The organism is Acinetobacter sp. X9, assembly GCF_054889255.1.
The window spans coordinates 2417106-2442695 of the sequence record NZ_CM142679.1; the positions used below are offsets into that span (position 1 = coordinate 2417106).

Annotated in this window: 17 protein-coding genes and 1 pseudogene; 10 read left to right on the forward strand and 8 right to left on the reverse strand. The window is 38.2% G+C overall.

The genetic code is table 11. The annotated features are described in order from the left end of the window. Positions 1-64: 64 nt before the first annotated feature. The 4 genes and pseudogenes from ACYU0V_RS11475 to ACYU0V_RS11490 form a co-directional block, all read right to left on the reverse strand. Positions 65-388, reverse strand: a complete 324-nt coding sequence (locus tag ACYU0V_RS11475; protein ID WP_461847517.1) for a hypothetical protein — start codon at positions 386-388, stop codon at positions 65-67. A gap of 1 nt (position 389) precedes the next feature. Beyond that, positions 390-6605 (reverse strand): polymorphic toxin-type HINT domain-containing protein, encoded by a 6216-nt coding sequence (locus ACYU0V_RS11480; RefSeq protein WP_461849939.1) that lies wholly within the window; start codon positions 6603-6605, stop codon positions 390-392. A gap of 678 nt (positions 6606-7283) precedes the next feature. After that, a pseudogene (locus ACYU0V_RS11485) lies at positions 7284-7481 on the reverse strand (hypothetical protein); the annotation flags it as partial. Between the two features lie 738 nt (positions 7482-8219). Beyond that, complete coding sequence (locus tag ACYU0V_RS11490) at positions 8220-8819, reverse strand: TetR/AcrR family transcriptional regulator (RefSeq protein ID WP_461847519.1); 600 nt, start codon at positions 8817-8819, stop codon at positions 8220-8222. Positions 8820-8999: 180 nt separating this feature from the next. Here ACYU0V_RS11490 and ACYU0V_RS11495 point away from each other — a divergent pair, with 180 nt between their 5' ends. The 3 genes from ACYU0V_RS11495 to ACYU0V_RS11505 are packed head-to-tail and all read left to right on the forward strand — an operon-like array spanning position 9000 to position 11871. Further along, entirely contained in the window at positions 9000-10052 is a 1053-nt protein-coding gene (locus ACYU0V_RS11495; RefSeq protein ID WP_461847520.1) for a sugar phosphate isomerase/epimerase family protein, read from the forward strand. 21 nt (positions 10053-10073) lie between these two features. Then, on the forward strand, positions 10074-10973 hold the full coding sequence (locus ACYU0V_RS11500) for an alpha/beta fold hydrolase (protein WP_461847522.1): 900 nt from the start codon (positions 10074-10076) through the stop codon (positions 10971-10973). Further along, complete coding sequence (locus ACYU0V_RS11505; RefSeq protein ID WP_461847524.1) at positions 10957-11871, forward strand: alpha/beta hydrolase; 915 nt, start codon at positions 10957-10959, stop codon at positions 11869-11871. Before ACYU0V_RS11500 ends, ACYU0V_RS11505 begins: the two co-directional genes overlap by 17 nt. A 124-nt stretch (positions 11872-11995) precedes the next feature. On the opposite strand, the gene ACYU0V_RS11510 is transcribed toward ACYU0V_RS11505, so the two are convergent. Continuing rightward, on the reverse strand, positions 11996-13375 hold the full coding sequence (locus ACYU0V_RS11510; protein WP_262729521.1) for a putative bifunctional diguanylate cyclase/phosphodiesterase: 1380 nt from the start codon (positions 13373-13375) through the stop codon (positions 11996-11998). Between the two features lie 363 nt (positions 13376-13738). Here ACYU0V_RS11510 and ACYU0V_RS11515 point away from each other — a divergent pair, with 363 nt between their 5' ends. From ACYU0V_RS11515 to ACYU0V_RS11535, 5 genes are all read left to right on the forward strand, one after another. After that, positions 13739-14245: a sigma-70 family RNA polymerase sigma factor gene (locus ACYU0V_RS11515; protein ID WP_005076797.1), complete on the forward strand. Its 507-nt coding sequence runs from the start codon at positions 13739-13741 to the stop codon at positions 14243-14245. A 30-nt stretch (positions 14246-14275) separates the two neighbouring features. After that, positions 14276-15232: a FecR domain-containing protein gene (locus tag ACYU0V_RS11520; RefSeq protein ID WP_461847526.1), complete on the forward strand. Its 957-nt coding sequence runs from the start codon at positions 14276-14278 to the stop codon at positions 15230-15232. 67 nt (positions 15233-15299) lie between these two features. Beyond that, positions 15300-17831, forward strand: a complete 2532-nt coding sequence (locus ACYU0V_RS11525; RefSeq protein ID WP_130121160.1) for a TonB-dependent siderophore receptor — start codon at positions 15300-15302, stop codon at positions 17829-17831. Between the two features lie 154 nt (positions 17832-17985). Beyond that, positions 17986-18684 carry a DUF1826 domain-containing protein gene (locus ACYU0V_RS11530; protein ID WP_069122736.1) on the forward strand — a complete coding sequence of 233 codons (699 nt, stop codon included), beginning with the start codon at positions 17986-17988 and terminating at the stop codon, positions 18682-18684. A 339-nt stretch (positions 18685-19023) separates the two neighbouring features. Then, on the forward strand, positions 19024-20649 hold the full coding sequence (locus tag ACYU0V_RS11535; protein ID WP_005132453.1) for a WD40/YVTN/BNR-like repeat-containing protein: 1626 nt from the start codon (positions 19024-19026) through the stop codon (positions 20647-20649). A gap of 157 nt (positions 20650-20806) precedes the next feature. Here ACYU0V_RS11535 and ACYU0V_RS11540 read toward each other — a convergent pair whose 3' ends face one another. Beyond that, entirely contained in the window at positions 20807-21268 is a 462-nt protein-coding gene (locus tag ACYU0V_RS11540; RefSeq protein ID WP_461847528.1) for a DMT family transporter, read from the reverse strand. Between the two features lie 24 nt (positions 21269-21292). Further along, positions 21293-22681 carry an amidohydrolase family protein gene (locus tag ACYU0V_RS11545; RefSeq protein ID WP_461847530.1) on the reverse strand — a complete coding sequence of 463 codons (1389 nt, stop codon included), beginning with the start codon at positions 22679-22681 and terminating at the stop codon, positions 21293-21295. A 134-nt stretch (positions 22682-22815) separates the two neighbouring features. Between ACYU0V_RS11545 and ACYU0V_RS11550 the strand changes: the two genes are divergently transcribed. Both ACYU0V_RS11550 and ACYU0V_RS11555 read left to right on the forward strand, forming a co-directional pair. Then, positions 22816-23715, forward strand: a complete 900-nt coding sequence (locus tag ACYU0V_RS11550; RefSeq protein ID WP_461847532.1) for a LysR family transcriptional regulator — start codon at positions 22816-22818, stop codon at positions 23713-23715. Between the two features lie 186 nt (positions 23716-23901). Continuing rightward, positions 23902-24930 (forward strand): MerR family transcriptional regulator, encoded by a 1029-nt coding sequence (locus tag ACYU0V_RS11555; protein WP_461847534.1) that lies wholly within the window; start codon positions 23902-23904, stop codon positions 24928-24930. 124 nt (positions 24931-25054) lie between these two features. Here ACYU0V_RS11555 and ACYU0V_RS11560 read toward each other — a convergent pair whose 3' ends face one another. After that, positions 25055-25525 (reverse strand): Csu type fimbrial protein, encoded by a 471-nt coding sequence (locus ACYU0V_RS11560; protein WP_461847535.1) that lies wholly within the window; start codon positions 25523-25525, stop codon positions 25055-25057. Positions 25526-25590 lie beyond the last annotated feature (65 nt).

A 25590-nucleotide genomic window follows, 5' to 3' on the forward strand; every position in this document is an offset into this window, starting at 1 on the left:
AATACTTAACAATACCAAAAAATAGTTGAAAAATATTAACATTAAAAACAATATATTCTATATTTTATTCAACTCTATAAAACAGATCATCAAGAAGTTCTTCAGACTTATCTTTAACTATATCCAATAGCATCTCACATAAACAATCAAGAGACATTTCATCTAAAATCACCATATTATGTTGCCAAAAATAACGACCATAACTACATTCTCCACTAGTTTTATATTTATCCATTAAAAACTCAATATTTTTTAATGTTACTGCTGTACCTGCGTACGTATTACTATCAACCGTGATATTAAAATCCACATTCTGTTCAGATACGTTAAATCTATCTAGTTCATGCATAATTAATAGCTTAAATTCAGCACATTGATAAGTTACCATTTTATCTCCCATATAGTTTTACTACCTGATCAATTACTTTCTGCTGGTTACCCTTACCAGAATAACCAACAATAGTCCAATTATTTCCAGTTCCCTGCGCATAAATACGCCCACCATCCCGATGTCTAAATTCAGTTATCCCATTGAATGTTTTTGTACCAATTCCAGGATTATTATTCCCATTTTTAATTTGTACTAACATAGAATTAATCCCTTTACTTTCTTGAGCTGATAATTTTTTTGCTTCACGAAATAAAAAGGCATCTTGCTTAACAACACTTAGAATATTTGAACATGGGTTTTGATTATGCACCCATATACTTGCATCACCTGCAAAATATGTATGGTAGCCTTCAACCTCTAAGTTATAAGTCGTTTCTACTCGATCTGTTTCTGTTATAGAAACAACTTTATGAACCTGATTATTGGCATCTAAGAGTTGATCACCTTCTTTCAGATCAATACTATCCACCCACTTCTTATCAACCACCCAGAATGGATGATCGTCAGAAACTTCAATAATATTTTCTTTACCCACCCCATCAATTGTTTTAAGTAAGTAAATACGTCTGTTCGGTATTACAAATACCCGCTTCACTGGTTTATAAGCAATCTCACCAGTTTCTTCATGGCGAGCAAGGACTAAATCACCTTCTTTAATTTCTACAATTCGCTTATAACCATCTTTTGTTAGAACGGGTGTATCATCATCGAAGCAACCACAAGGACTAAATAATTTACCAAAACTGGTCCTAGCTTTAGTTGCAGTCCATATAGCGCCCTTTCCGACATTTCTAGCAATTGTTGCCTCTGTAGAACCAGTGAAGAGGCCAGCAACCATACCTGCAGTCTGACCAACATATCCACCAGATGTAGGCTCACTACCATATAACCCATAAGTCCAAGTATGATGAAAAGCAGTTAGCTCATTATTTACAACACCAATAACTCGCAACGTAGTATCTTCATCAGAATCTGACCCCTGCGCTGGTAGCATCAGATTTCTCTCCAACCACAATTCATCCTCCGCCATTAATCGACTTCTTTCAGAATCAATTCCTCTCGTACCACCAAAGATATCACCTACCTCATAAGAAGGAAGGTTAATTTGATTATATTGATTCGACCCACCAAAACCAATGAATGGCTGTACTGTAGTACGACCATCATTATTACTGCCAACCCCTTGGTTATTTGCTCCATAGGTAGCACCAATAGTGACATTACAGTCCCCGCTAGACTTTGAACACGTGCCTAACCAATCATCTAGAACTGTTGTAAATGCATGACCTATTTTTTTCGTTACTTTTGAAAGCCAGCTATAACCACTCGGATCTAACAACGTTCCCGGATTGTTATGTACATAGCTATAACGGTTATAACCCTGTAAATTATCTGCTCCATCAATAGTCGGGTCCGCACTGGTAAATCGTCCCACCTGCGGGTCATATACTCGCCCGTTCATATGCACCAGACCAATACTGTCCAGCATCTCATGCGAGGTGAAACCATGGCTGTCTTTGGTTCCCTTCAGCACAGTACTCGCCACTGTTCCATCCGCATTGCGGCGCTTGCCCCACGGGTCATAGCTCAAACGTTCAACCACCGCCCCTGTAGCATCAGTAATCACCTCAATTGAGGTCAAATGATCACTGTGGAAATAACGGTAAGGTCCTGTTTTACTCACCGCAGCCTTAGCACTGTTCGGTGCAACCCCTGCCTGAGCAGTTAAGCCCAGATCTCCTGTTGGCGGAGTTCCCTTATCCTTACTGACATAGCTGCCCAGTACATCACCACCTGCATAGAGATAGTGGGTGTATTCAGCTGTGCCATCCGGTAAATAGCTCTTCTCGAATGTCCCGCCCGTATCAATCCTTGGGTTGATATATAACGTTGTTGTAGTTTTCCCGTTTTCTACACTGGTACGTCTTACTCGCTCATGATTGGCATCATACATAAAGCTTTCTGTCGTCGTCCCCTGCTTGATCTGCAAAGGCATATTAAAGCTTGTCCAACTATAACTGCGGTTATTACCACTTAACAGGTTTCCATTCGCATCGTAACTGAAAGCCGTGTTCAGACCACCGGTCGTTGAACTGATCGTACACACCTTGTGTACACCACAACTCGTCCCGCCTGTTGCATAGTTATATGTTCCCGTATCGCTCTTGGCCGTCAGGTTGCCTATCGCATCATAACTCGCAGTAACTTTGCCACCGTTCTGGTTAACAACACTGGTCAGGCGGTTAATGTTATCATAGCTAAATGTTTCATTCACCGAGATACCCGCCAGGTTCTGGTTCCGGTTGGTCAGGTTGCCTAGTGCATCAAAGCTGTAGGTGTTTTGCTGAACCTTCGCATCACCGGTACTAATTGACTCAATGAACCCTGTGTCTGCCTTATAGGCTCTTTTCGTCACCAGACCATTACCCAGAGTCTCCTCAGTAACATTACCTCTTGCATCCCGTGCATCTGCTGACCAATAGAGCTGCGTGCCCGCAAGGTTTCTGACTTCTTTTAAATAACCGTTGGTGTCGTAAATATTTCGGTAGCCAAATCCTGTTGGGTAAGCAAATGCCAGCATACGTCCGGCATTGTCATAGTTCCACTTGGTGATAAAGTCCGGATCTGTCGTCCCTTGAGCTATTGGGTCAATCTTTTTACTGGTCGTGGTTTGGATTTGTCGACCATAACTGTCATAGCTATAGCTTTCGCTAAAGCCATTTGTACTACTGACCTGAGCCAGTTGTCCCTTACCCTTGGTTGCACTATCCCATGTCCATGTCGAGGTCAGGTCCGGCTCGGTTCGTTTAATCAAGCGGCCTAAACTGTCATACTGGAAAGTCGTCTGCTGTCCTTTACCATCCTGCTGCCATACCGGTTGTCCCAATACGTTATAACGATACTTCCAGGTTCCCAGTTCCGGATCAACCTGTTGCAGTTTATTCCCGTTTTTATCGAGTGTTAGGCTAATGCTGTTCCCTGATGCATCTGTCGTCTGGGTAATTCGCCCTAGCGCATCTCGGCTGTATTTGAGGGATTTATTATCATGATCAACAATTTCAACCACTTCATTGGCGATATTGCTCTTCTCTGTACGCTTTAAGTTCTTGGCATTGGTCATTGTGGTTTGCAAGCCACTGCGCGTATAGCTGGTGACCCGGTTACCCGGCTCTGTCAATTTACTCACACGTCCAAGCGCATCATATTCATAGGTCGTCCATTGCAGGTTTGCATAGGCTACATTGCTCAGGCTTGGACTACTGCTTCGGTACAGACGGCCAGATGCGGTATATTCATTACGCACCACCGTATTATTGACATTGTCATAGGCTTTGGTCAGCGTTCGCTTAACGTTGCCATTAGCATCCTTATAGGTAATGACCGGTGCATTTAATGTTGAAGTCGAGGTGATCTTATAGTTTTCACCCTTTTCACATTCACTGCTATTACTTCCCACCTCAACAAAGGTCTTACATAACTGATAGCTTATATCCGTCTGCACGCCACTGGCTGATTTAGTCTGAATCACACGGCCGAGTGCATCAATTTTTTGGGTGCTTGCAACCCCGTTGATATCTGTGGAGGTCAGGAGTTGTCCTGTAACCGGATCATAGGTTGCTGTAGACTGCTGCGATAATGCATTGGTCTCTTTGGTCTTGAATACACCAGCAGGATAACCTGTTCCTGCCTCATAGGCTGAGCTGAACGTACGCGTTGCTCCCGTATCCGTTCCATTGCCCGTACCACTTACACTGACTTTGGTCACATTGCCATAGGCATCATAGCTATAATCGGTCTGTAGCTTTAACGCTGCGTCATCCGGTTCATCAATCTTTTTAATGACTTGTCGTTTGATATCATATTCATAACTGGTTTTTGTTTGAATCGCGGTTTGACCCGTACGTGAAGCTGTCATCACCCGGTCTTTGATCAGGCCCGGAATCCAGTTGGTCTTGTCAGCTGTACCATAAGTGGGTTTAACTGTCGTGGTAAATACGTTTGTGCCATCTGCACTGCTTGTGGTTACCGTTGAATCGGTTAAATTACCAAATACGTTCTCGTAGTTATTGGCTGTGACTGTCTTGGAAACCAGTGTACCCAGTTCATAATTCTCAACTGTAGATTTCTTAATTCGTGGGAATTTAACCTTGGTGGTTGGGTATGCACTGTCGCTTACAAAGTCTGCATCAGCAACGGTTAGCTTAGACACCACAGCATCATTCGCTTTGGTCACTACAGATTTCGCCATCCCGATAAAAGGATAGTTCTGGTTAAAGACGGTTTCTTTGACCAACTTATCAGTTACATCATTCCCACTCGCATTTTTATTATAACTTTCTAATGTTTCTGTCGTTGTTTCAAACCCTAAGAATCTATTATCCTTTACATCTACTCGCGGTGAAGAATAAGTATAATTAGCCTTCGAACCTAAAACGTTATTTAAATAATTCTCTACAGATTGAGTGACTAAAATTGGTGCACTACTACCACGTATTGGAAAAGGTTTAGCTTCTTGGCTTTCAGAAGCTTGACTGAAGTTTTGATATTCAAACTGTTGTTTGCGACCATCCGGTGTTTCAATAGCTTTCACCAAATTTGGAGAGTTTTGAACCCCAGAACCAAGTGAAAGCCAAGCCTCGCCAAGATTTTGAACATCGCTTTTTGCTGCTTGTGAAAATAGAGAGTAAATAAAACCATCAGATCCAGTTTTAGATTTAGCGATAAACTGTAAATTAATTTCTTGAAAACCATCATTATTAACATCTGATAAGATAGGTACGATACTGACATCATAATTAGCAAATAAAGAAGATTCTGTGGGAAATCCATTAGTCGCAAACTTAGTTTCCTCTGTTGCAGAAGTTGGCTTATAGAAACCTCTCAAATCTTTTAAAAAACCCTCGTATTTTTGTCCAGGTCGCTGTAAATAAGTCAATAGGTAAGGTTTATCAGGATTACCTCCGTAAATAAAAAAATCTAAATATCCATCATTATTAAAATCAGCAAAAACTGGATCACTAAAATGATAAGTACCCATCCTCCCATATCCAGATGCAGGTGGCACAAAGTCAGTTTCAATTTCAAATGGTTCTAGAAAAATTTCTTTCTGTACCTCGAAATTGTTCCCAGATAAACTACTGGTAGAAATTATAGGCACTAGTGAAACTTGAAACCTTACTTTAGTATCACGTCTTTCTAAAAAAATGACTTGAACTAACACTATATCATCTAAACCATCCTGATTATAATCAGTAATGACTTTGTTATAAGCAAAGAACTTATTGTTCAAACCAGTATAAAATTCAGATAATTTTTGATTATTCTCACAACCACTGATCGTTTTATTATCACTTAATATATTATTAAACACATTATAAGTACATAAGTATAAATCTGAATTATGTTGAGCAAAATTCAAAGTATCTTGTGTTCCATCTCTTTTAAAATTACCAAATTCAGGTTCATTTCTAAAACCATCAGTATAACTATCATAAACACTTGGATTAAAACTTGTCGACTTAATTGAGACAATATTTCCATTAACGTCAAGTTTAATTGCATCAAAACGGTCTGGTTCTGATGACTTATTACTATATCTACCTGAATGAAGAACTAAATCTGTAATCCCATCTTTATCTAAATCTATTGCTTTAATAGCTTTGATATAAAAACCAGGTTCAGGAATATCTTTTAACTCTTTATAAAAATCAAATTTTCTTATGCCATTATTATCAAATGATGAAGTAAAAAAAAGTAAAGAAGAAACGCTTCCTTCACGCCCTTTTCCATACATAATCAAGTCGTCTATACCATCATTATTAATATCAGCAGTAGTGAATAACCAAAAAGAATATCCAAGAATTGATGGATAAGTTAGTATTGTATTAATGCTTGCACTATTCGGATTTACATGGTTTGAATACACTTGCAGACCAACACCTTTCTTATTACTTAAATAAATAAGTTCTTTTGTTGTAACACCTTTACGTGTACTCATTCTTATAGTTTTCATTCCGAAAGTCATATCCGGAGTTTTTTCAGCCACACCCCGAGCAGGAGTTGTTATCAAGTCTTTGCCATATGAAGTCCACTCAATTTTAGTTGGTAAATTACATACCTTTTCAATACCGTAAGTGCAATAACTAATGTTTTTTAAACGAGTGGTACTCGCGGTATTATCATCAATACTGTCATATTCAAAATTATATTGCATTTTAATCAGTTCATTCGATTTAATGCTTATTTTTGAAAGTTTTTTATCTAAGACTCTTAAAGATCTGTTTTCAATATAACCAGTTTTTTTCTCTACTTCCTCTCTATCTATATACTCAAAATCAATAGAGTTAGTAGGATTTAATGGCTGTAGACTCCCCTTATTACCGGTATATTTAATAGATTTAGGATATAAAAAACCTTTGTTTAAATCTTGGTACTCCACAGTCCAGTAATTATCGTTTACATCTTTAACAGAGCTTAATCCCCATTCATAAATAACAGGATCATTTATATTCTCAACATATTCACCATTATTATTTTTGTAATTTCCTTTTACAGCCGCAGAAAACTCTTGTATTACACCATTACCATGTTTAACTATAAATTTTTTAATTGCAGTACTTGAACTAGACTCTAACTCTATCGTAACTTTAGAGAAATCATCTTTTTCTAATCGAAACTCAGCTTTTCCAAACTCGACAGAATCAGAACTAACTTTTATTAGCTTTTGTCCATTTAACACAAAACAAGAAGATGAAAATGGAATAGATTGTGACTTCTCTTCAATACTTGATGTTAGTGGTGTGAATATCTTCCCATTTTTTAACTCATTACATCTGGTTATAGAAGGTATACCTAAAATATTCCAACCTACACCCAAGATTCCATTGGATGATTGACCATTATAATTTATAGATAACTGAGGACCAAAGCCATTAATAGAAGGTGGTAGTACTATAGGAATAGAATGATTGAGTACCCCTAAAGAGTCCACATTTGATTCACCATTCAAACTCAAAGAGAGTTCAGATTCTGCAGCATAGGCTTGATGAATTGCTATAAAAATAGAAAGGCATAATAGCTTATATTTCATGTATAATAATTAAAGTAAATAAAACAAATTATAACAAATGCATACAAAAAATAAAGTAATAAAACATTTTTATAGTCTGTAGTAAAAATCACTATTACTCATTAAAACCATTATTATATTGTTCTTTGTGATTTCCAGCCTACCAGTGATAAAATATATGGTTAATATTATTTTATCATTTCATGAATTTAATCCTCTATTTTTACTACTTAATACTAAATTTTTTAATGATTAATTTTAAGAATAAAACAAGTTATTTTTTAAGTTAATTGATCAATTTACAAACATTTTTATCATTAAATCCCTAACCATCAGCAAATAACTATCTATTAAGTAAAAGTTAGTATTATTGTCAGAAACATAGGCATCTTTAAAAGAAGAATAGTTGGTTTAAAAAATTCTAATACGCCATTTTTACTTTAGATGAGTTTCAAGAATCTATAATAAAAACTTAACAATTATTTAGTATCCTTGGTCTATTTTAAAAACTCAAGATATGCTTTTAAGTATCATTCGACAATTAGTAGTTTTATTAATTAAGAAATAATTAATAAAATACCAATTTTATAGGTTAGAAATAACTATTAATTAAAATATATACACAATTGCTTAAAAATTGGCATCTCTTTTGACATAAATACTCCAGAAGAGAGTCACTAATATAAACTCAATAGTAAGGCAGAATCCGTCTATATATAGTTCTAGCACCACATTACAAACTAAATAAACCTCAATTCACTAAACACTCACAACATATTGATCTAGATTCTTTAATGCAAAATGGATTACCTGAGAAAGCTCTTCTTGCGAATATCCATCTCTTGCTTGAACAGATAGCCCATGCAGAACAAGCGCGTAATATTGCCCTAAGGTTTTAGGGTCAGCCTCTGCCACCAATTGTCCGTCTGATTTTGCCTGAATAAATCGATCGACTAGGCTTTGGCCCCGTGCAATACGCTGTGCTTTCATCCATTCCCAAACAGCTTGGTTTTCTTCACCTAACACGCTCGCTGCCGACACAACCATACACCCATACGAATGGTTGGCTTGCGTGTAAAGCGCTAGTGCATCTGCAAATAATTGACTGATTGCATCCTTAATATTTTTTTGCTTTAAGGCATTTACGGCGAAATTACCTTCGTTCTTTTCATAGTGATTTACAGCTTCTCTAAACAAAGCCTCTTTTGAGCCAAATGCTTTATAAATTCGAGCAGAGGCAATCCCTAAAACTTCAACTAAATCTGACATGGATGTGCCTTCATAGCCGTGAAGCCAGAAAAAATCTCTCGCTTTTACGAGGGCTTCTTCTCGATCAAACTCTCTTGGTCTGCCAGCCATAATGACCCTTTATCAAATTTATTACCTCTTTTCATTATTATTCGAAAAAAATATTTTCACAAATAAATCAATGAGATTTATTAAAAATAGTCTCGATTTGTTTTGATTTTCAAATAAAAAGTTGTTTTTTTCAAAAATTAAGCCTATTTTTTGTCGATTGACAACTAATTAGGTTTTGTTATGAAAACGCTCAAAGGTCCTAGTATTCACCTTGCTCAATTTAGCGATGACATTTCCCCTTTTAACCGTCTAGAAGATATTGCTGCTTGGGTATCAGACCAAGGATTTGAAGCGGTACAACTTCCCGCTTGGGATAAGCGTTTATTTGATGTTAATTTGGCAGCAGAAAGCCAAGATTATTGCGATGAAATATTAGGTACTTTAAACAATCATGGCTTAAAAATTAGTGAGTTAACGACTCATATTTTTGGGCAGTTAATGGCTGTGCATCCTGCTTATGACTCAATGTGCGATAACTTTGCCCCATCTCATTTGCATGGTAATTCAGTAGCTAGAACCGAGTGGGCAAAACAACAAATGCTCGCTTCAATTCAGGCATCTGCCCGCTTAGGTCTTAAAGATATGGGAACATTTTCAGGCTCTTTGGCATGGCCTTATGTATTTCCATTTCCACAAAGACCATCAAGACTCATCGAAACGGCGTTTGATGAATTAGCGCGTCGATGGCTTCCTATTTTGAATGCTTGTGATGAACATGACGTAAACCTTTGCTATGAAATTCACCCCGGTGAAGATTTGCATGATGGCATTACATTTGAAATGTTTTTAGAGCGGACTCATAACCACTCTCGTTGCCATATTCTTTTTGACCCAAGCCATTTTGTTTTGCAACAACTGAACTATCTGGAATATATCGATATCTATAAAGATTTCATTCGCATGTTTCATGTTAAAGACGCCGAATTTAATCCAACAGGCCGCCAAGGAATGTATAGCGGCTATCAAAGCTGGGGAAATCGAGCGGGTCGATTCCGTTCTACGGGTGATGGTCAAGTTGACTTTAAAGCGATTTTTTCAAAGTTAGCGCATTACGACTACGAAGGCTGGGCCACATTAGAGTGGGAATGTTGCCTCAAAAATAAAGACGATGGCGCACGTGAAGGTGCCGAGTTCATTAAGCAAAATATTATTCATGTTACCGATAAAGTGTTTGATGACTTTGCTGCTGCCCCTGTTAATCAGACTCAAATTAATCAGCTATTGGGTATTTAAGGAAGCGTAAGAGAAATCAACATGAAAACTCAATTATTCAATAAAAACTCGCATAACGAATTCGATCATCATTACATTCACATCGAAAGCAAAAAATTACACTACGTCACCTTAGGTGAAGGCCCAGCGGTATTGCTAATTCCGGGCTGGCCACAAACATGGTACGCGTGGCACAAAGTCATGCTTGAACTGGCAAAACAGGGTTATCAAGCAATCGCGGTTGATTTACCCGGAACAGGAAATTCAGCTCCACTGGATGGAAGTTACGATACGGGGCGTATTGCCAAAATTTTATCGATGCTCATGACTCAACTTGAATATCCAACTTATTCGGTTATTGGTCACGACATTGGTATGTGGGTTGCCTATGCGCTTGCATCTGACTTTCCTGAATCAGTGACTCGACTTGCGGTCACAGAGGCTGTGATTCCCGGTTTAGCGCCCGCACCTCCTATTTTTGTTGAGCCGAGTGAAAATATTTTTCTTTGGCACTTCATGTTTAACCAAACCCTAGATTTACCCGAAGCTTTAATCGCGGGCCGTGAAGATACTTATTTAAATTATATGTTTGATAAATGGTCATGGCACAAAGATAAAGTTGCAACTGAAACTTATATTGAAGCCTATAAAATTCCGGGTCGGTTAGCGGCGGGGTTTAATTATTACCGCTCTATTCCAGAGACCATACGTCAAAATAAAATGAGAGAAACTAAAAATTTAGACATGCCAGTTTTAGCAATCGGTGCTGAACATGCCACGGATAATGCACCTTATGAAACCATGAAAAAGGTTTCACCCCATTTAACCAGTGCAATTGTAAAAGACTGCGGTCATTTCATTATGGAAGAACAGTCAAAAATATTTAGCTCACTCATTTTAGAGTTTTTGCAACAGGAAAAAAGCCATGCCTCTACTTGCTGAAATTGAAAACTGGCTTAAATCCAGACCTACCGCACAAGGAGTAAACTCGTTACAAGCGCTAAGGGAGCAAGTAAATAAAGACATTATTGATCAGCAAGGCATTGAGCAAGATGCAAGCTATCAACAAAGTTTTCATGTTGCTGTTTCAGATGGCGCGGAAATTGAAGTGCGTGTTTATGTTCCCTATTCACTCGAAAACACTGAGCAACAGCCCGCATTGGTTTTTGCTCATGGTGGAGGTTGGTGCCTCGGAAGTTTAGATGCATGGGACCGTGCTTGTCGATTACTAGCAGAAACTACTCAACTGGTTGTATTTTCTGTGGACTATCGTTTGGCTCCAGAGTTTAAGTTCCCTACACCTTTGAATGATTTTTTTATGGCATTCCGTTATATCTATGAGAACGCTTCACGGTTCGGAGTTGATCAAAACCGCGTGGCTGTAGGCGGAGATAGTGCGGGCGCCAATATAGCTGCTGCCACATGTTTAATGGCAAAACAACACCCAGAAATTAAGGTGAACCATCAACTTCTTTTCTATCCTGCCTTAGATGCCACGATGAGTAGTAATTCTTATCACCAATACGCCGAAGGTTATGGTTTAGAGTCATCCACAATGTTTTATTGCTGGGATCAATATATGCAGGATGAAAGTGAAAAACAGAACGAGCTTGTAAGCCCATTACTCGCTCAGTCTTTAGAGGGGCTGCCTGATGCAACCATTTTTGTGTGTGAATATGATCCCGTTCGTGACGATGGTGAAAGATATGCTCAAAAACTGTGGGATGCGGGCATTCAGGTGAACTTTTATTTATTAGAAGGAATGATTCACGGCGCAATTCACATGCTGACGGTTAGTCCCGACAAAGTAAAATCTATCTACCGTAATATTCGAATGTAGATCTTTTTATTATTCAAATATATTACTTAGTTGGGCCACTCTTCAAAATTGTTTAATGACATTTTCGGAGTGGCCTAATTAAATTTTGGCTATCAATAGCGGTTCTCATGAGTCCTTATTGAAATTAATTTTTCATTTTGAAATGGGCTATCTGTTTTAAGAAATCATTTAAAGGCATCGGACATCCCCATAAATAACCTTGAAACTCTGTGCATCCGTTATTTTTAAAAACACTAAATTGTTCAGACGTTTCGATGCCTTCTACCAACACTCTGAGATTCAAATCTAGTCCAATTTTAATAATACCAGTCACGAGTTTATTGCTACGTTTATCATCCAACGCTGCCTGCACAAAGCTACGGTCAATTTTGATTTGTCTGATGGGCATTTTTTGTAGATAGCTTAAAGATGAATAACCTGTACCAAAATCATCAAGAGAAAGCTGAATTCCTTCTTTAGATAAAAAGTTCATTTTTTCGACCATGCTTACACAATTCGTTAAAGCAATATTTTCAGTAATTTCTAATATGAGCCGAGATGGATTGACCTCATATTTCTGGATCAGCCCAATCACAGTTTGCTCAAAGTTTGGTTGCATGAAATGATCAGCACTAATATTAATTGAAAGTGTAAGATCTTTGGTCTCGGCTTTTTTATTCCAATCTTGTAGAACTTTGCAGGCTTGAGCCAATACCCATTCTCCAATCTCTGGCATTAACCCAAAAGTTTCGGCTGCTGGAATAAAATCTTTTGTGGGAATATATCCTAAAACAGGATGATGCCATCTTAATAAAGCTTCCGCGCCAATTAGCGTTTCAGAAGCATTAATTTGTGGTTGATAAAAAAGCTCAAACTGTTCTTTAACAAGTGCTAAACGTAAGTCTTGCACCATAGTGCTTTCAGTTTGTATCTCTAATTGCATGGTGTAAATTGAAATACAGATCATGAGCGTAGCGACACAAGTTGCAATCCATCCCCCATGATCACGAATATCTTCCGGTAAAGGTATGGCGCTCTCAAGATTAAAAGAGCTGCCACTAAAAAATATAAAGCATCCGATCGATAAAAGAATTAAAGCAGCTTGTAAAAAGCTTGGATTTCTACGGTAATTCAAATATCCCAATATCGCCCCAGCGGGTAAAAACAATTGAGCCACTTGCGGACGGTCACTTGTAGCGACATCAAAAAATAAGCAAAAAATGACTGGAAAAACAAGCAGAACGACTTGAGATAAAAGAATACCCGCTGAAATGCGGTTTATATAAATAAGAAAAAGGCTAAATATGGAGATCAGTGTAAAAATGATATCCATACCCACAATTAACCACATTTGTGCAAATATAAAATATGTGGTCCAAAACAAACAAAAAATAATACAAATGAAGATATTTGCTTTTGCGGCGATTGTAAGCTGCTGATCCTTTACGGTACGGTAATTTTTTTTGCGTTTTTTAAAGTAAGACGAAGCTATCATAAATAAATCAACCGTAAAATATTTCTTCATAAACCCCAAGCTTGAACAGTGATATACCCTGTCAATTTTCACCAATAAAACCTCATGTTTTATTTATTTTTATATGACTCATCTTGAGGTGGGTGTTGTTTTAATTGTGGTGGCACAGTCCGGTTGTTTAATTGAATAATTTTGTTTTTCAATCACCTTATAATTTTAAAGGATCATCCCCTAACGATACATGTGTCTGCGACTAAGGTACAGGCCCTAAATAGCGAAAAATTAGAGCATAAGAATTTTTAGAATATAGAGCTCTCTTTGTTGATATTAATAATAATTATCATTACTATTTAAGAATAATTTAACTGTGTGTTTAATTGCGCTACTCATTGCCAATTTGTGGACTCCGCCGCTATGAACTTCAATGTAGAGAAACAGGTATGGTTTAGCCAAATTTACCGTTCTCAGCAAACTACGCTTTTATCATGGTTTAAACACAAAATTCAGCACCATCATCAATCTGAAGACCTGAGTCAGGAAGTGTTTTATCGTGCTTTAAAAAGTGGATATTGTTTTCAAAAAATTAAGGAACCACAGGCATGGCTTATGGGCATCGCCAAACATGTCATTATTGACCATTGGCGCCGTCAGCATATTGAAAACTTATATCTAGACGCCCTACAGCATCTTCCAGAAGAATATTATCCCTCTGCTGAACATGAAGTTTATATTCAAGAAACCCTATATCAAGTTCATTTAATATTAGAAAAACTACCCACCCGCACGGCTCAGGTCTTTTTGATGTCTCAACTAGACGGCATGACTTATCGAGAAATTAGTGAAAAAATGAATATTTCTGAAGCTACTGTGAAAAGAGATATGAAACAAGCTTTTTTGGCTTGTATAGACCTCTATAATTAACCCTTTTCAACGCGCTCAAATTTCTACTGTATGTCAGCTATTAATAAAATTCCTCCTCATGTTTTAGATGCAGCCGCAGACTGGTTGGTACTTCTACATTCGGGTGAAATGACAGCATTACAGCAACAACAATTTGAGCAGTGGAAAGCCGAAAAAAAAGAACACCAGCTAGCACTCCAGCAAATGGAAAAATTTAGCCACGGTTTAACAAACCTCGCAGGTAACTTCCCTTCCAAAGCTTTAGTTCAGTCTAATCAAAAATTTAATCTTGCTGCAAAACGCAATATGCTGTTGAGCCTTTCAGGTTTAGTCATCGTTGGCTTGTCTGCCTATTTCATACCTTGGGAAAAATGGCAGTCGGACTATCACACCAAAGTGGGTGAAATTAAAAAAGTATCGTTAAAGGATGGTTCTCAACTGATTATGGCAAGTGATTGCTATGTCGATGTAAATTTCACGCAAGAGAAACGTCAGATAAAGCTGATTGATGGAGAAATTTATATTGAAACGGCAAAGGATGCTCAACATCGGCCATTTATTGTCGAAACCAAGAATGGTTCAGTAGAAGCCTTAGGTACTCAATTTACGGTTCGTCAAGAAAATAGCGAACAAACCAAAGTCAAAGTCTATAAACATGCGGTAGCCATTGAACCAGAGAACTCGTCTAAACGCCAAATATTAAAACAAGGTCAACGTGCTTTTTTTGATGAAAAATATATATCAAAAGCTCTTCCTCTCGATAACGATCAGCCCTATTGGACCCAACAACTTTTGGTTGTAGATCAATGGCCACTTCAAAAAGTGCTGGATGAACTATTTCTTTATAAAAAAGGAACTTACCATCTCGCCCCCGAATTAAAAAATATAAAAATTTCTGGGGTATTTTCTCTAAAGAACCCTGAGCAAAGCTTAGAAACTTTGGCCTATAGTCATCAACTTGAGCTGACCTATTACAGTCCCTATTTGTTAAATATTAAAAAAAGATAAAAAATGTGACCCTTTTTTTGATCTGGTTCGACTTATAGAGAAATACACTCCCTGTCGAGAAGACCACATGAAGGATTATCAAGCAAAAAGTAAATTGGCTTTGGCTATACGTGCAGTGCTATGGAGTACGCCATGGGTGGTCACGGCGCTTACCTCAACGTCTATTTACGCTGCACAAACTTACAGTATTTCAATTCGCCAGAGCACGCTTGATCAGGCCATTAAGCAACTGGCAATTCAAACAGGCACAACCATTAGCTACGATAATGCCAGTCTTTCAAAAACAAAAAGCAAAGCGCTTCAAGGGAATTACGCTGTTGAAGATGCTTTAAGTCTGTTATTACAAAGTCACCCATTTGAAGCCGTTAAAGTAAACAATGGTGGTTACAGCATCCGAGTGAAGGCTCCACCCGCTCCAATTGAACCCAAAGTTTTCCAGTTAGAAGCCATTAAAACAAAAGCAAATAATAACAATGAATTTGATACGGCAGGCAGTGAAACAGGTACGGCTCATTTAGCAACAATTCATGTTAATGCTGATCATGGCGAAAATTTAACAACCGAAGGTTCTGGCTTATATACAGCGAAAGCGACCACCGCCTCTACTGGCTTGGCATTAAGTTTGAAAGAAACACCTCAACTGGTCAGTGTAATCACCAATCAACAAATGAAAGATCAGAACCTCACCCAATTAACCGATGTTGTGAGTCAGGCAGCAGGTCTTTCTATTAAACAAGGCGGCAACATTGGCAGTGATAACTCACCTATTTACGCTCGTGGCAAAGAAGTGGATAGCTATTTACTCGATGGCGTAAAGCTCATGAGTTCATATGCAAGTATTTTCCAGAGTCAGGACATGGCTTTATTTGACCGTGTCGAAGTCGTGCGAGGTGCAAATGGCTTAATGACAGGTGCTGGCAGTGCAAGCGCAAGTATTAATCTGGTCCGAAAAAAACCATTACAGGACTTTAAGGCTTCGGTGAGTGCTGACATTGGTTCATGGGATTCTTATCGTACCGATATTGATGTTTCCACACCTCTTAATGAATCAGGAAGTATTCGTGGTCGTACTCTTTTTGCCTATCAAAAGTCAGACTCTTATATCGACCGCTACAACGAAGAACGTAAAGTGGCTTATGCCGTATTAGAAGCTGATTTAACTGAACAAACCAAAGCAAGTTTGGGTGCAAGTTACCAACAACTCGATTTGACTGGTGTCGCTAGAGGTGGTTTACCAAGCTTTTATACAGATGGCACACCGATTAACTGGTCCCGTTCAGATTCAGCGGCGGCGAGTTGGACGGGTTCAGACCGTTCAACGACATCTTACTTTGCTGATATTGAACACCAGTTTAATGACCGCTGGAAATTAAAAGGTATGGTGTCTAGAACCATTACAGATTCGGATGAAATTGTAGGTTATACCTTCTCAAGTAAAGGGATTGATAAAGCTACTGGTAGCGGGGCAATGTTGTATGCAACCCGTTGGGATTATCGCCCTACTCAAGACTTATTCAATTTAACCTTAAACGGTTCATTTGATTTGTTTAATCAAACTCATGACGTGGTGTTAGGCACAACTTACACAAAAAGCAAAAATAAACGTCCAACCTATTCGGGCTGGAATAACGGAATGACATGGGATGGAACTCTAAAAAATATTTTTGCTTGGGATGGCAGTACACCTAACCGCCCCGAAACAAAAATAGATGGTTGGTACAGTGGCGATGATCGTAGCCAATCTATTTTTGGTGCTGTTCGTCTTAAAGCAACCGACAATCTTGCAGTCATTTTAGGCACTCGAATTGAAGACTGGGAGCGCGTAACTGGCAACCATTCAGATGCTGATAATAAGACCACCTACACAACACAAGAAGAAAGTGGCAAGGTGATTCCTTATGTGGGCATTACCTATGATTTCACTGACAACTGGACTGCGTATGCAAGCTACACCAATATTTTTTCACCACAAGATAAGAAAGCTGTTACAGGCGAATACATAGACCCATTAATAGGTAATAGTACCGAGCTGGGTATTAAGGGTGAGTTTTTTGATAATCAATTAAATGTTGGCGCTGCTATTTATCAAACTAAAGAGGACAATACAGCGATTGCATTAGCAGATGTATTTGCTCCAGATGGTTCACAAGCCTATCGAACAGAATCTGGCACCAAAAGTCGCGGCTTTGAAATTGAAGCGACAGGTAAGTTGACTGATTTATGGCAAGTTTCCACAAGCTTTAGCCGTAACTTATCAAAAGATAGCCAAGACAACCGATTAAATACCGGTGTGCCAAATAACACAGTCAAACTGTTTACCACCTATACCCTGCCTTATCTTGATGAAGCCCTGACCATTGGTGGCGGTGTTCGTTGGCAAAGCGAAATCTATGAAAAAAATGCGGTCTCTGCAACAGGTAGATTTACTCAAGAAAGTTACGCTTTAGTCGACTTAATGGCACGTTATAAGGTCAACAATAATCTAATGCTCAACTTTAATGTTAATAACTTATTTAATGAGAAATACCATTTAGGCACCACAAATAGCTATTACGGCGCTCCGACTAATTTTCGAGTGGGTGTTAAATATGAGTGGTAAATAAATTACTCGACCTTTAAAGACCTTACTTCAGAGGCAAATAATGTTCTTCTGAAGTAAGTTTAAGCTGGCGTAATAAATTGCAAGGGAATATTTTTTAGCTAAGCTCAGGCTATAATATTAGACATGCTCTATTATTTTATTTAATTCTCCTATGAAGAATGCGTTTTCTGACAGCAATCAAATTAGAAAAGTGTCTAGTTTCTCTGAACTTGTAAATACACATTTTCAAGGAAAGACAAATGCGATCTGCTGGCACAGAAATTTGGTGGGCGACTTTAAAGAAATTGTGAATAAACTTCAGTTAAAAGAAAATATTACAGAAGTTTCTATTGAAGAACTGTTAGTCCTGCAACTTTCAGAAAAAGGCAATTTGGCAAGAGCAATTATTTTAGAAGATATCGAGCTGTTAACTGATTTTGGCGCATCGCCAGTACTTAACTTACTTAAACATTATGAACGCGATGAAGAGCTAGATTTCATTTCAACAGATGTATATTCATTTCATGTTGATCGCTCGCCCATTGAAACCGATACATTCTTATGTACCTATCACGGCGCTGCTAGCGATATTGTACCCAACGATCAGGTTAAACAAAAAGTTTTAATTCCAGAAATTAGAGAAAAGCTCAAAGAATTACATGACGGTTCTGATGCTGAATTTGAAGCTTTTTTGGCAGAGTATTTTTTTGATTTGCATTATCAGCCTAAACCCGATGCTCAACCTGTAAATTTAGGTACGGGACATATTTGGCGTTTAGCAGTAGATCATCCCACTCAAAAGGTTTTACCTTGTGTTCATCGAGCACCTGTTGAAAAAGATGGCGAGTATCGATTGCTGTTGATTTGTTAAATGTTTATTCCATATATCTTAATTGAATGTGGCCTCTATAAAATTTAAGTTTTAGTTTTATTCTTTTCTTAAATACTTTGATTTAACTCACTTTAAGTCAATCCCGTTATTTAAAACAGACTTTAGCCCTTTGAAACAGAATTTTTAATGCACACAAGAACTCAAAATAATTTTTATAACTTTTAAGCTCAACGAATCAGTTTATTTAAAAATTTATTAGTCATAAATTATCTATAAATATTCCATCAATACTAGCATTATAGTAATATCACGCTCGATCAAATAGACACTGTAAATACTTCATTTTAAAATACTTTCTAAAAATGGAATCCACAACAAATGAGTAAATTTAATTTAAGATTAGGGGTTACCTTAATAGCGATCGCACTTTTACAGGCATGTGCAACGACGCCACAACCGAAAATAACGAATAAACAAGCAAAAGGAGTGCTGGAAACTATAAAATCGGATGAAAAACTAAATCCTATTGTACTCAGTATTAGTTTTAATAGTGGAATAATTTATCCTTCTTTAAAAATAGAAAGCCTTACAGAAAAAACGGCAATACAGAAAAATAATAAAATTTATGAAATTAAAATGATAAATTCAGATGTCTCTCGCTCTACATTTATTTATAGTGGACAACTACCAGCTGGTGAATATCGCATTGTTGAATTGAGCAACTATCAACCATCTCCAAATCCTTTTCTTTCAGGTAAAATCCAATTTATTAATTTAAATGATAAAGATAAACCTCACCCGATGGGTACTTTTAAAGTACTAGAAAATACCACAACTGATTTAGGACGTATTAACTTAACACATGCTAACGATGCCTACTTCATAGCAAGATCTGAAAAACATTCTTCAAATAAGGATTTAATTAATAAATTAAAGAATAGTTATCTAGAAGCAATTTATAAAGATAAAATTTTGAATGGATGGACACAACCAGTTACAACTTTAGAAAAAAATATAGGTGATGAAAGCAAGATACTCCCCTTTGGTATGCAGTGTTTTAAAGAGCTAAAAGATAATACTATTATAGCATCAAGCAAAATTGGCTCAGTTTTTTTCTTACCCTCACACGATACTAATAAAAAAACTAAAATTTTTCAAAGTAATGATAACTTAGCTTTTGATTGTATAACTGTAAAAGAAAATTATAACTTTGATTTTCTAGCTTATGGTGAAATGAATACTCTTTATAAACACTTAAAAGGAAGTGATGTTCTTACCCCAGTTGACAGTGGTAATTTACCAATCGGCGTAATTTCCTCTATCGTGGGTGATGATCAAAACGGATGGTTTCTATCTCATATAGTAGGTTATAAAGCTACAGTTTATAAAAGTAATCGCTTAGAAAATGGTGATTGGCAACCAATTGTACAAAAAGAAATTGTTGATAATTTTTGGGGATTACGTGGATTTTGGTTATGGGAGGATGAGCAAGGATTTAGCTATGCGGATATGTATGGAAAAATTAACCATTATGATTATATAACAAAAAAATGGTCTGAAAATAAAGTACCAGATAATGAGAATATCTCTCAATTAATAGTTAACCCAGATAAATCAATTAGCGTAATTACTTCAAAGCGTGGTTTTGCAGGTATATTTTCAAATCTATTTAACTCTAATGATCATGGTATAACATGGCAAAAAGTTAATAGCCCTTTTAAAGTAAATGTTTTCCCTGCCCAAGTTTCAAGACAGGGAGACTTATATATATCAGGTGCACAATTTAATTGGGACAAATTAGCAATTTCAGAAGATGCAGGTAAGACTTGGCAAATGCATGAAATAATGGCTCCTAGTTCTATCGTTACTTTAAATTCAGGAGCACTTCTTAACATCCTTTATTCTGGCCAATATGCATTGGTTAAAATATCGAATGATAAAGGTAAAACTTGGGAGACTCTTTATAGTACCCATAACAGAAATTTAAGAGACTTATCAAAATAGTATTATGTTTAATTTATAAACATAATTATTATACCTATTACTTAAAGATTAATACTGTTTAGAGAAACCTCTAAACAGTATTTTTTAATTTCTCTAACTACTTACTAATGTGAAATCCTAGATGATTCTTTTATACCAAAAATACTAGTTTCAAAACTCATCCCCTGTCACCGAAAAGAGCAATCCCTAGACCTATCAGCATGACCAGTGTTCCACATAGTTTAAACATGGAAACTGGTCGTTCGGCCGCCCCTAGTAATCCAAAATGATCAATCAACAATGACGAGATAATTTGTCCAGCAATTGCCAGCCCTAGCAAAGCCGATAATCCGATTCTAGGTGCAAGGACGACATAGCTCAGCAGTGCACATGAACCTAGAACCCCTCCTAAAAGGGTCCACCACGGCTGGGTTGGAATAGCAATCAGCGAAGGAGCTATTCCTCCCCGCATTAGAGAATAAATCCCAAGGCATATGGCACCAGAAGTAAACGAGAATAATGCCGCTACAACAGAATCTCCGCCTATACCTTTTGCCAGTTGGCCATTCAACGTGGTCTGTAGAGTAATCCCCAGCCCTGCAGCAAAAGCCATAAGGTAATAGATAACATTTATAGACATAGTGTTTGCTCCCTCTTAGACAACTTATTCAAGAGGTAGAAACGTCTCGGCAAAAATATCTGGAGCATAACCAGCCGCAACGAAAAGATGCTGGCGAGATTCATCAATCGCTGCACGAAGTTGCTCACTGTCCACACCCAACACTTTACCGTCACGTTTAACGATTCTTCCACCAATCATCACCGTATCGATATTGCTGCGTTCAGTTGCATGAACAACCGTGCCAAATGCATTACCAGACGGATAAAGATTAATGTCATCCGTTCGAATTAATATCAGGTCAGCTTGTTTACCGGGTGTCAGGCTGCCGATTTTTTCTTGCAGACCTGCACAAGTAGCACCATCAGCCGTTGCAGCTTTGAGAAGGTTTTGCGCCTGAAAGGTCACTGGCGAATGTGCTGAACCACAACATTTGTTTTGGTGCATGCCCATTACACGCTGTAAGTAAAATGCTACGCGCATTTCCATAAACATATCGCCACTATAAGACGTTTCATTATCTACACTCAAACCAGGTCTAATGCCATGACGTAGGGCCGATTGCATGGCAAACATACCATCTTCGATACCATAGTGAGCATCTGATCGTGGGCATACGTTTACTCGCACTCCAGCTTCGCGCAAAATTTTCCATCCAGCATCTGGCAGCGAGGTACAGTGGTTAAAGATATTATCTGGCCCTAACAGACCTTGTTGATGCAGACCCTCTAGTGCAGCAGCCATTTCCCCACCAAAAAATTCAGTAATGATTGGTAGCCCTAATCTGCGTGCCTCAGCCCATAATTCGGGTTCTAACTGAGCCATGGCAGCTAATGACACCAAACCGTTTTTACTATTTTTAAAATATTTTTCTTGAAGACGTTCGAGATTACTAGGCCAGTTCGCTCTATCCCAATCTCCTGTTACTGGTGCACCAGAAGCGTGTACAGCCCGAATACCAGCATCTAGTAAAGCTTCAACAGCCGCATCAGAGTGGGCCGCACTGCGACTATTGTGTGAGTTATCAATCAATGTTGTGATACCCGCATCTATACAACCTAGAGCTGTAAGCAAATTACCGATGTACATATCTGCTGGGCGATAATACTTGGCAAAAGAATAATGCGTCGCGTTGCAATAGTCTTCTAAGCTTTCGGCATTCGGATTAATCCGTCGTAATTGTCCTTCCCATGAATGTCGATGGGTATCAACCATCCCCGGCATCGCGATCATATTGGATGCATCAATAATAGCTGCACCTTCGGCTTCTAAATTTTCACCAACGGCGATAATCGTACCGTTCTCGATAAGAATATCTCCACGAACCATGTTCCCAATTACGCTATCCATGCTTAGGATCGTCGCCCCGCGAATCAGTGTTCTATTTGGCGAAGACTCAGTCAGCTGCACTATGTTTCTGTTGTAATCAGTCATCATTATTCCAACTTCTCAAATGTATGCTGAAAATCTATCTGAAGTGATAATGCTGAAAAAGCTGGTTAAACTGTTTTTATTATTCAGTAAAAACGAATAATCTAAGAGTGTGAGTATAGTATTGGGACAAAGGTATGAGATTGGATCGTATTCAGGCAATGCAGATTTTTGTTCGGGTGGCAGAAGCTGGGAGCTTTATCCACGCGGCAGAAGCACTTTCACTACCCGCTTCAACAGTCACCAGCACAGTTAAAAATCTTGAAAAGTATTTACAGGTACGCCTGTTAAATAGGACAACGAGACGGGTTAGCCTGACGCCAGAGGGAGCAGAATATCTCATCCAGTGCCGAGAAATAATCGACCTCATTGAACACACCGAATCCAACCTGACTAACGCCATCAAACAGCCACAGGGCCGATTACGAGTTGATATGCCTGCGGGCATTGCTCATTCGGTCATCATGCCCAATCTGCAAGAGTTTCAACAACGTTACCCTGATATTTATCTCATGATAGGTGTCAGCGATAGACAAGTAGACCTGATTAAAGAAGGTGTGGACTGTGTAATCCGCATGGGAAATTTAGAGAACTCCACGCTGGTAGCCCGCCCTCTTGGTGAGTTCCGCTGGGTCACATGCGCTTCAGCTGCATATTTAAAAGAAAATGGATTTCCACAAACTCCCAATGATTTGGAACATCACCGAGCTATTCATTATTTTTCAGGGAGCAACAGACACGCTGGTGAAATGCGCTTTGTACGAAATGAAGAGAAAAAAACCGTACAAATGAATGGTACTGTTGCCGTTAATGAAACTGAGCTTTATATCAAAATGTGCCTTGAAGGATATGGCCTCGCTCAACTTGCAGAAAGACTTGTGATAGATCACTTAAAAGAAAAACGACTAATCGCAGTATTACAAGACTGGTGTCCACCACCTGTTGCCGTGACTTTACTTTATCCACATCAGCGTTTTCTTTCACCAGCAGTACGGGTGTTTTCTGACTGGATAGCCGAGCTCATTAGGAATTATTAAATCAACTCACTTTAAAAGACCTTTTTTTAAGATCTCGCAATGAAACTCAGGTAATTATTGAAATAAAGAGATAAGTTCGAATATCTACCAAAGCAAAAATAATGAAAAATATGATTTAAAGTAGTTGACCCTCACGTAACGTAAGCCCCTAGCATAAAACACGCCTAGGGAAGAAGGAGCTAAAAGATGCTGTTAAAAGTTGGTGAATTGGCTAAGCAAACAGGACTTACTGTCCGTGCTCTTCATCACTATGACGATATCGGTTTACTTCAGCCTTCGGTCCGTTCCGATGCTGGTTATCGACTATACACCCGTAAAGACATTACTCGTTTGCATCAGATTCAAGCATTACGAGGACTGGGAATGTCGTTAGCCGAAATCCATACGGTTCTTGAAGACCCCAATCTTGCACTTTTACCGATTATTGATCAGCAGATTCAAGCAATTGATCAAAGGCTGACAGAGCAAAAGAAATTGCGGAATCAGCTCAGCAAACTTAAATCTCAGATCATAAGTGGTGAAGAGCTTGGTTTGGAGGATTGGCTAAAAACACTGGAGCTTATCGCGATGTTTGACAAATACTTTACAAAAGAAGAGCTTGAAAAACTGACTTTCTTACAAGCAGGCACTAAAAGCCACCAAGAATGGCAAGAATTAACTCAAGCAGCAAATGCACTATTTAATGCTGGCGAACCATCTAATAGCGAAGCCGCTCAAGACTTGGCTCGTAAGTGGATGAAAACTCTTGAGCACAATACGCGAGCTAACCCAGAATGGTTAGTTAAACTAAATGCCATAAACTCAGCCGAGCCTGAATTTCAGGAAAAATTAGGCGTAACGCCAGAAGTTGTTGAGTTTTTACTTAAAGCTTTTTCTGAGAGTAAGCTGAGTATTTTTGCCCGTTATTTATCTGACGATGAGTTTACTTTCCTAAAAGAAAATTACATTCGTGAGATGAAAAAATGGCCTCAATTATTGGTCGATATTGAAAAATTGATTGATGCCGAGGTCACACCAGATAGTGATGGAGCAAAGCATTTGGCACAACAATGGCTCTCTATGCTACAAGGCTATGCTGGCAAAAACCCAAGTACTCAAGAAAAAATCCGTACAGCAATGCAAAATGAACCAAGCCTTGCCGACGGTACTTGGCTCAAACCAGTGACCCTACAATTTCTGGAAAAAGCAGTAGCAGCACTAATGCGTGGTGCTTAGTTCTATCAAAGCAGCTGGCTACACCATAATTTGGTGTAGCTTTTTAAAATACTCTATTCACCCCTAAAAACAGTTTTTTTTATAAATTGGTTTTTGATATTTATAATTATTTTGGTTTCCACAATTAATATATAACATTCACACGAACCCAATCTTCATACTTAGTCGCCTGAACATTGGTGCTTGATGTGATTGCCCCATGAATAGGAATATTTTCTTTCATCCCTGTCGCAATTCGTGAACGAACTTTATCTGCCGCCCCTCCCCAAATTTGAGTGTGGCCCGCATCTTGATACAGTACATATGCAACAGATGCTGGGCTGGCAGTAGATTTAAGTTCAAAGTTATTGTCTGAGGTTACAGCCAATTGATACGGTGTATTTTTGCTGCATTGCACAGTTACATCCGTTCTTGCAGTAGGAACTGGCTGAGCACGTTCAACTGAACCAAAATCTAAGTTTCCTTGTGTAGAAACTTCACAAGTTTCTAGAATGGTTAAACTGACCCTCAATGATGTAGATGCATTTCCAGCATCTGCACTATTTATTGTCAACATTCCCATCAGAGAAAATAAAGCATGTCTAATGACTTTCATTTCTTCTCTCCTTAACTTTTTGTTCTAATGTCTATTCATCTTTATATTGTGTTTTTTCTGTTCCT

Bases quoted from the DNA above. Each gene is read 5' to 3' on its own strand.
- ACYU0V_RS11475 (WP_461847517.1), bottom strand. From the start codon at position 388: ATGGTAACTTATCAATGTGCTGAATTTAAGCTATTAATTATGCATGAA.
- ACYU0V_RS11480 (WP_461849939.1), bottom strand. From the start codon at position 6,605: ATGCAATATAATTTTGAATATGACAGTATTGATGATAATACCGCGAGT.
- ACYU0V_RS11490 (WP_461847519.1), bottom strand. From the start codon at position 8,819: ATGGCTGGCAGACCAAGAGAGTTTGATCGAGAAGAAGCCCTCGTAAAA.
- ACYU0V_RS11495 (WP_461847520.1), top strand. From the start codon at position 9,000: ATGAAAACGCTCAAAGGTCCTAGTATTCACCTTGCTCAATTTAGCGAT.
- ACYU0V_RS11500 (WP_461847522.1), top strand. From the start codon at position 10,074: ATGAAAACTCAATTATTCAATAAAAACTCGCATAACGAATTCGATCAT.
- ACYU0V_RS11505 (WP_461847524.1), top strand. From the start codon at position 10,957: ATGCCTCTACTTGCTGAAATTGAAAACTGGCTTAAATCCAGACCTACC.
- ACYU0V_RS11510 (WP_262729521.1), bottom strand. From the start codon at position 13,375: ATGAAGAAATATTTTACGGTTGATTTATTTATGATAGCTTCGTCTTAC.
- ACYU0V_RS11515 (WP_005076797.1), top strand. From the start codon at position 13,739: ATGAACTTCAATGTAGAGAAACAGGTATGGTTTAGCCAAATTTACCGT.
- ACYU0V_RS11520 (WP_461847526.1), top strand. From the start codon at position 14,276: ATGTCAGCTATTAATAAAATTCCTCCTCATGTTTTAGATGCAGCCGCA.
- ACYU0V_RS11525 (WP_130121160.1), top strand. From the start codon at position 15,300: ATGAAGGATTATCAAGCAAAAAGTAAATTGGCTTTGGCTATACGTGCA.
- ACYU0V_RS11530 (WP_069122736.1), top strand. From the start codon at position 17,986: ATGAAGAATGCGTTTTCTGACAGCAATCAAATTAGAAAAGTGTCTAGT.
- ACYU0V_RS11535 (WP_005132453.1), top strand. From the start codon at position 19,024: ATGAGTAAATTTAATTTAAGATTAGGGGTTACCTTAATAGCGATCGCA.
- ACYU0V_RS11540 (WP_461847528.1), bottom strand. From the start codon at position 21,268: ATGTCTATAAATGTTATCTATTACCTTATGGCTTTTGCTGCAGGGCTG.
- ACYU0V_RS11545 (WP_461847530.1), bottom strand. From the start codon at position 22,681: ATGACTGATTACAACAGAAACATAGTGCAGCTGACTGAGTCTTCGCCA.
- ACYU0V_RS11550 (WP_461847532.1), top strand. From the start codon at position 22,816: ATGAGATTGGATCGTATTCAGGCAATGCAGATTTTTGTTCGGGTGGCA.
- ACYU0V_RS11555 (WP_461847534.1), top strand. From the start codon at position 23,902: ATGCTGTTAAAAGTTGGTGAATTGGCTAAGCAAACAGGACTTACTGTC.
- ACYU0V_RS11560 (WP_461847535.1), bottom strand. From the start codon at position 25,525: ATGAAAGTCATTAGACATGCTTTATTTTCTCTGATGGGAATGTTGACA.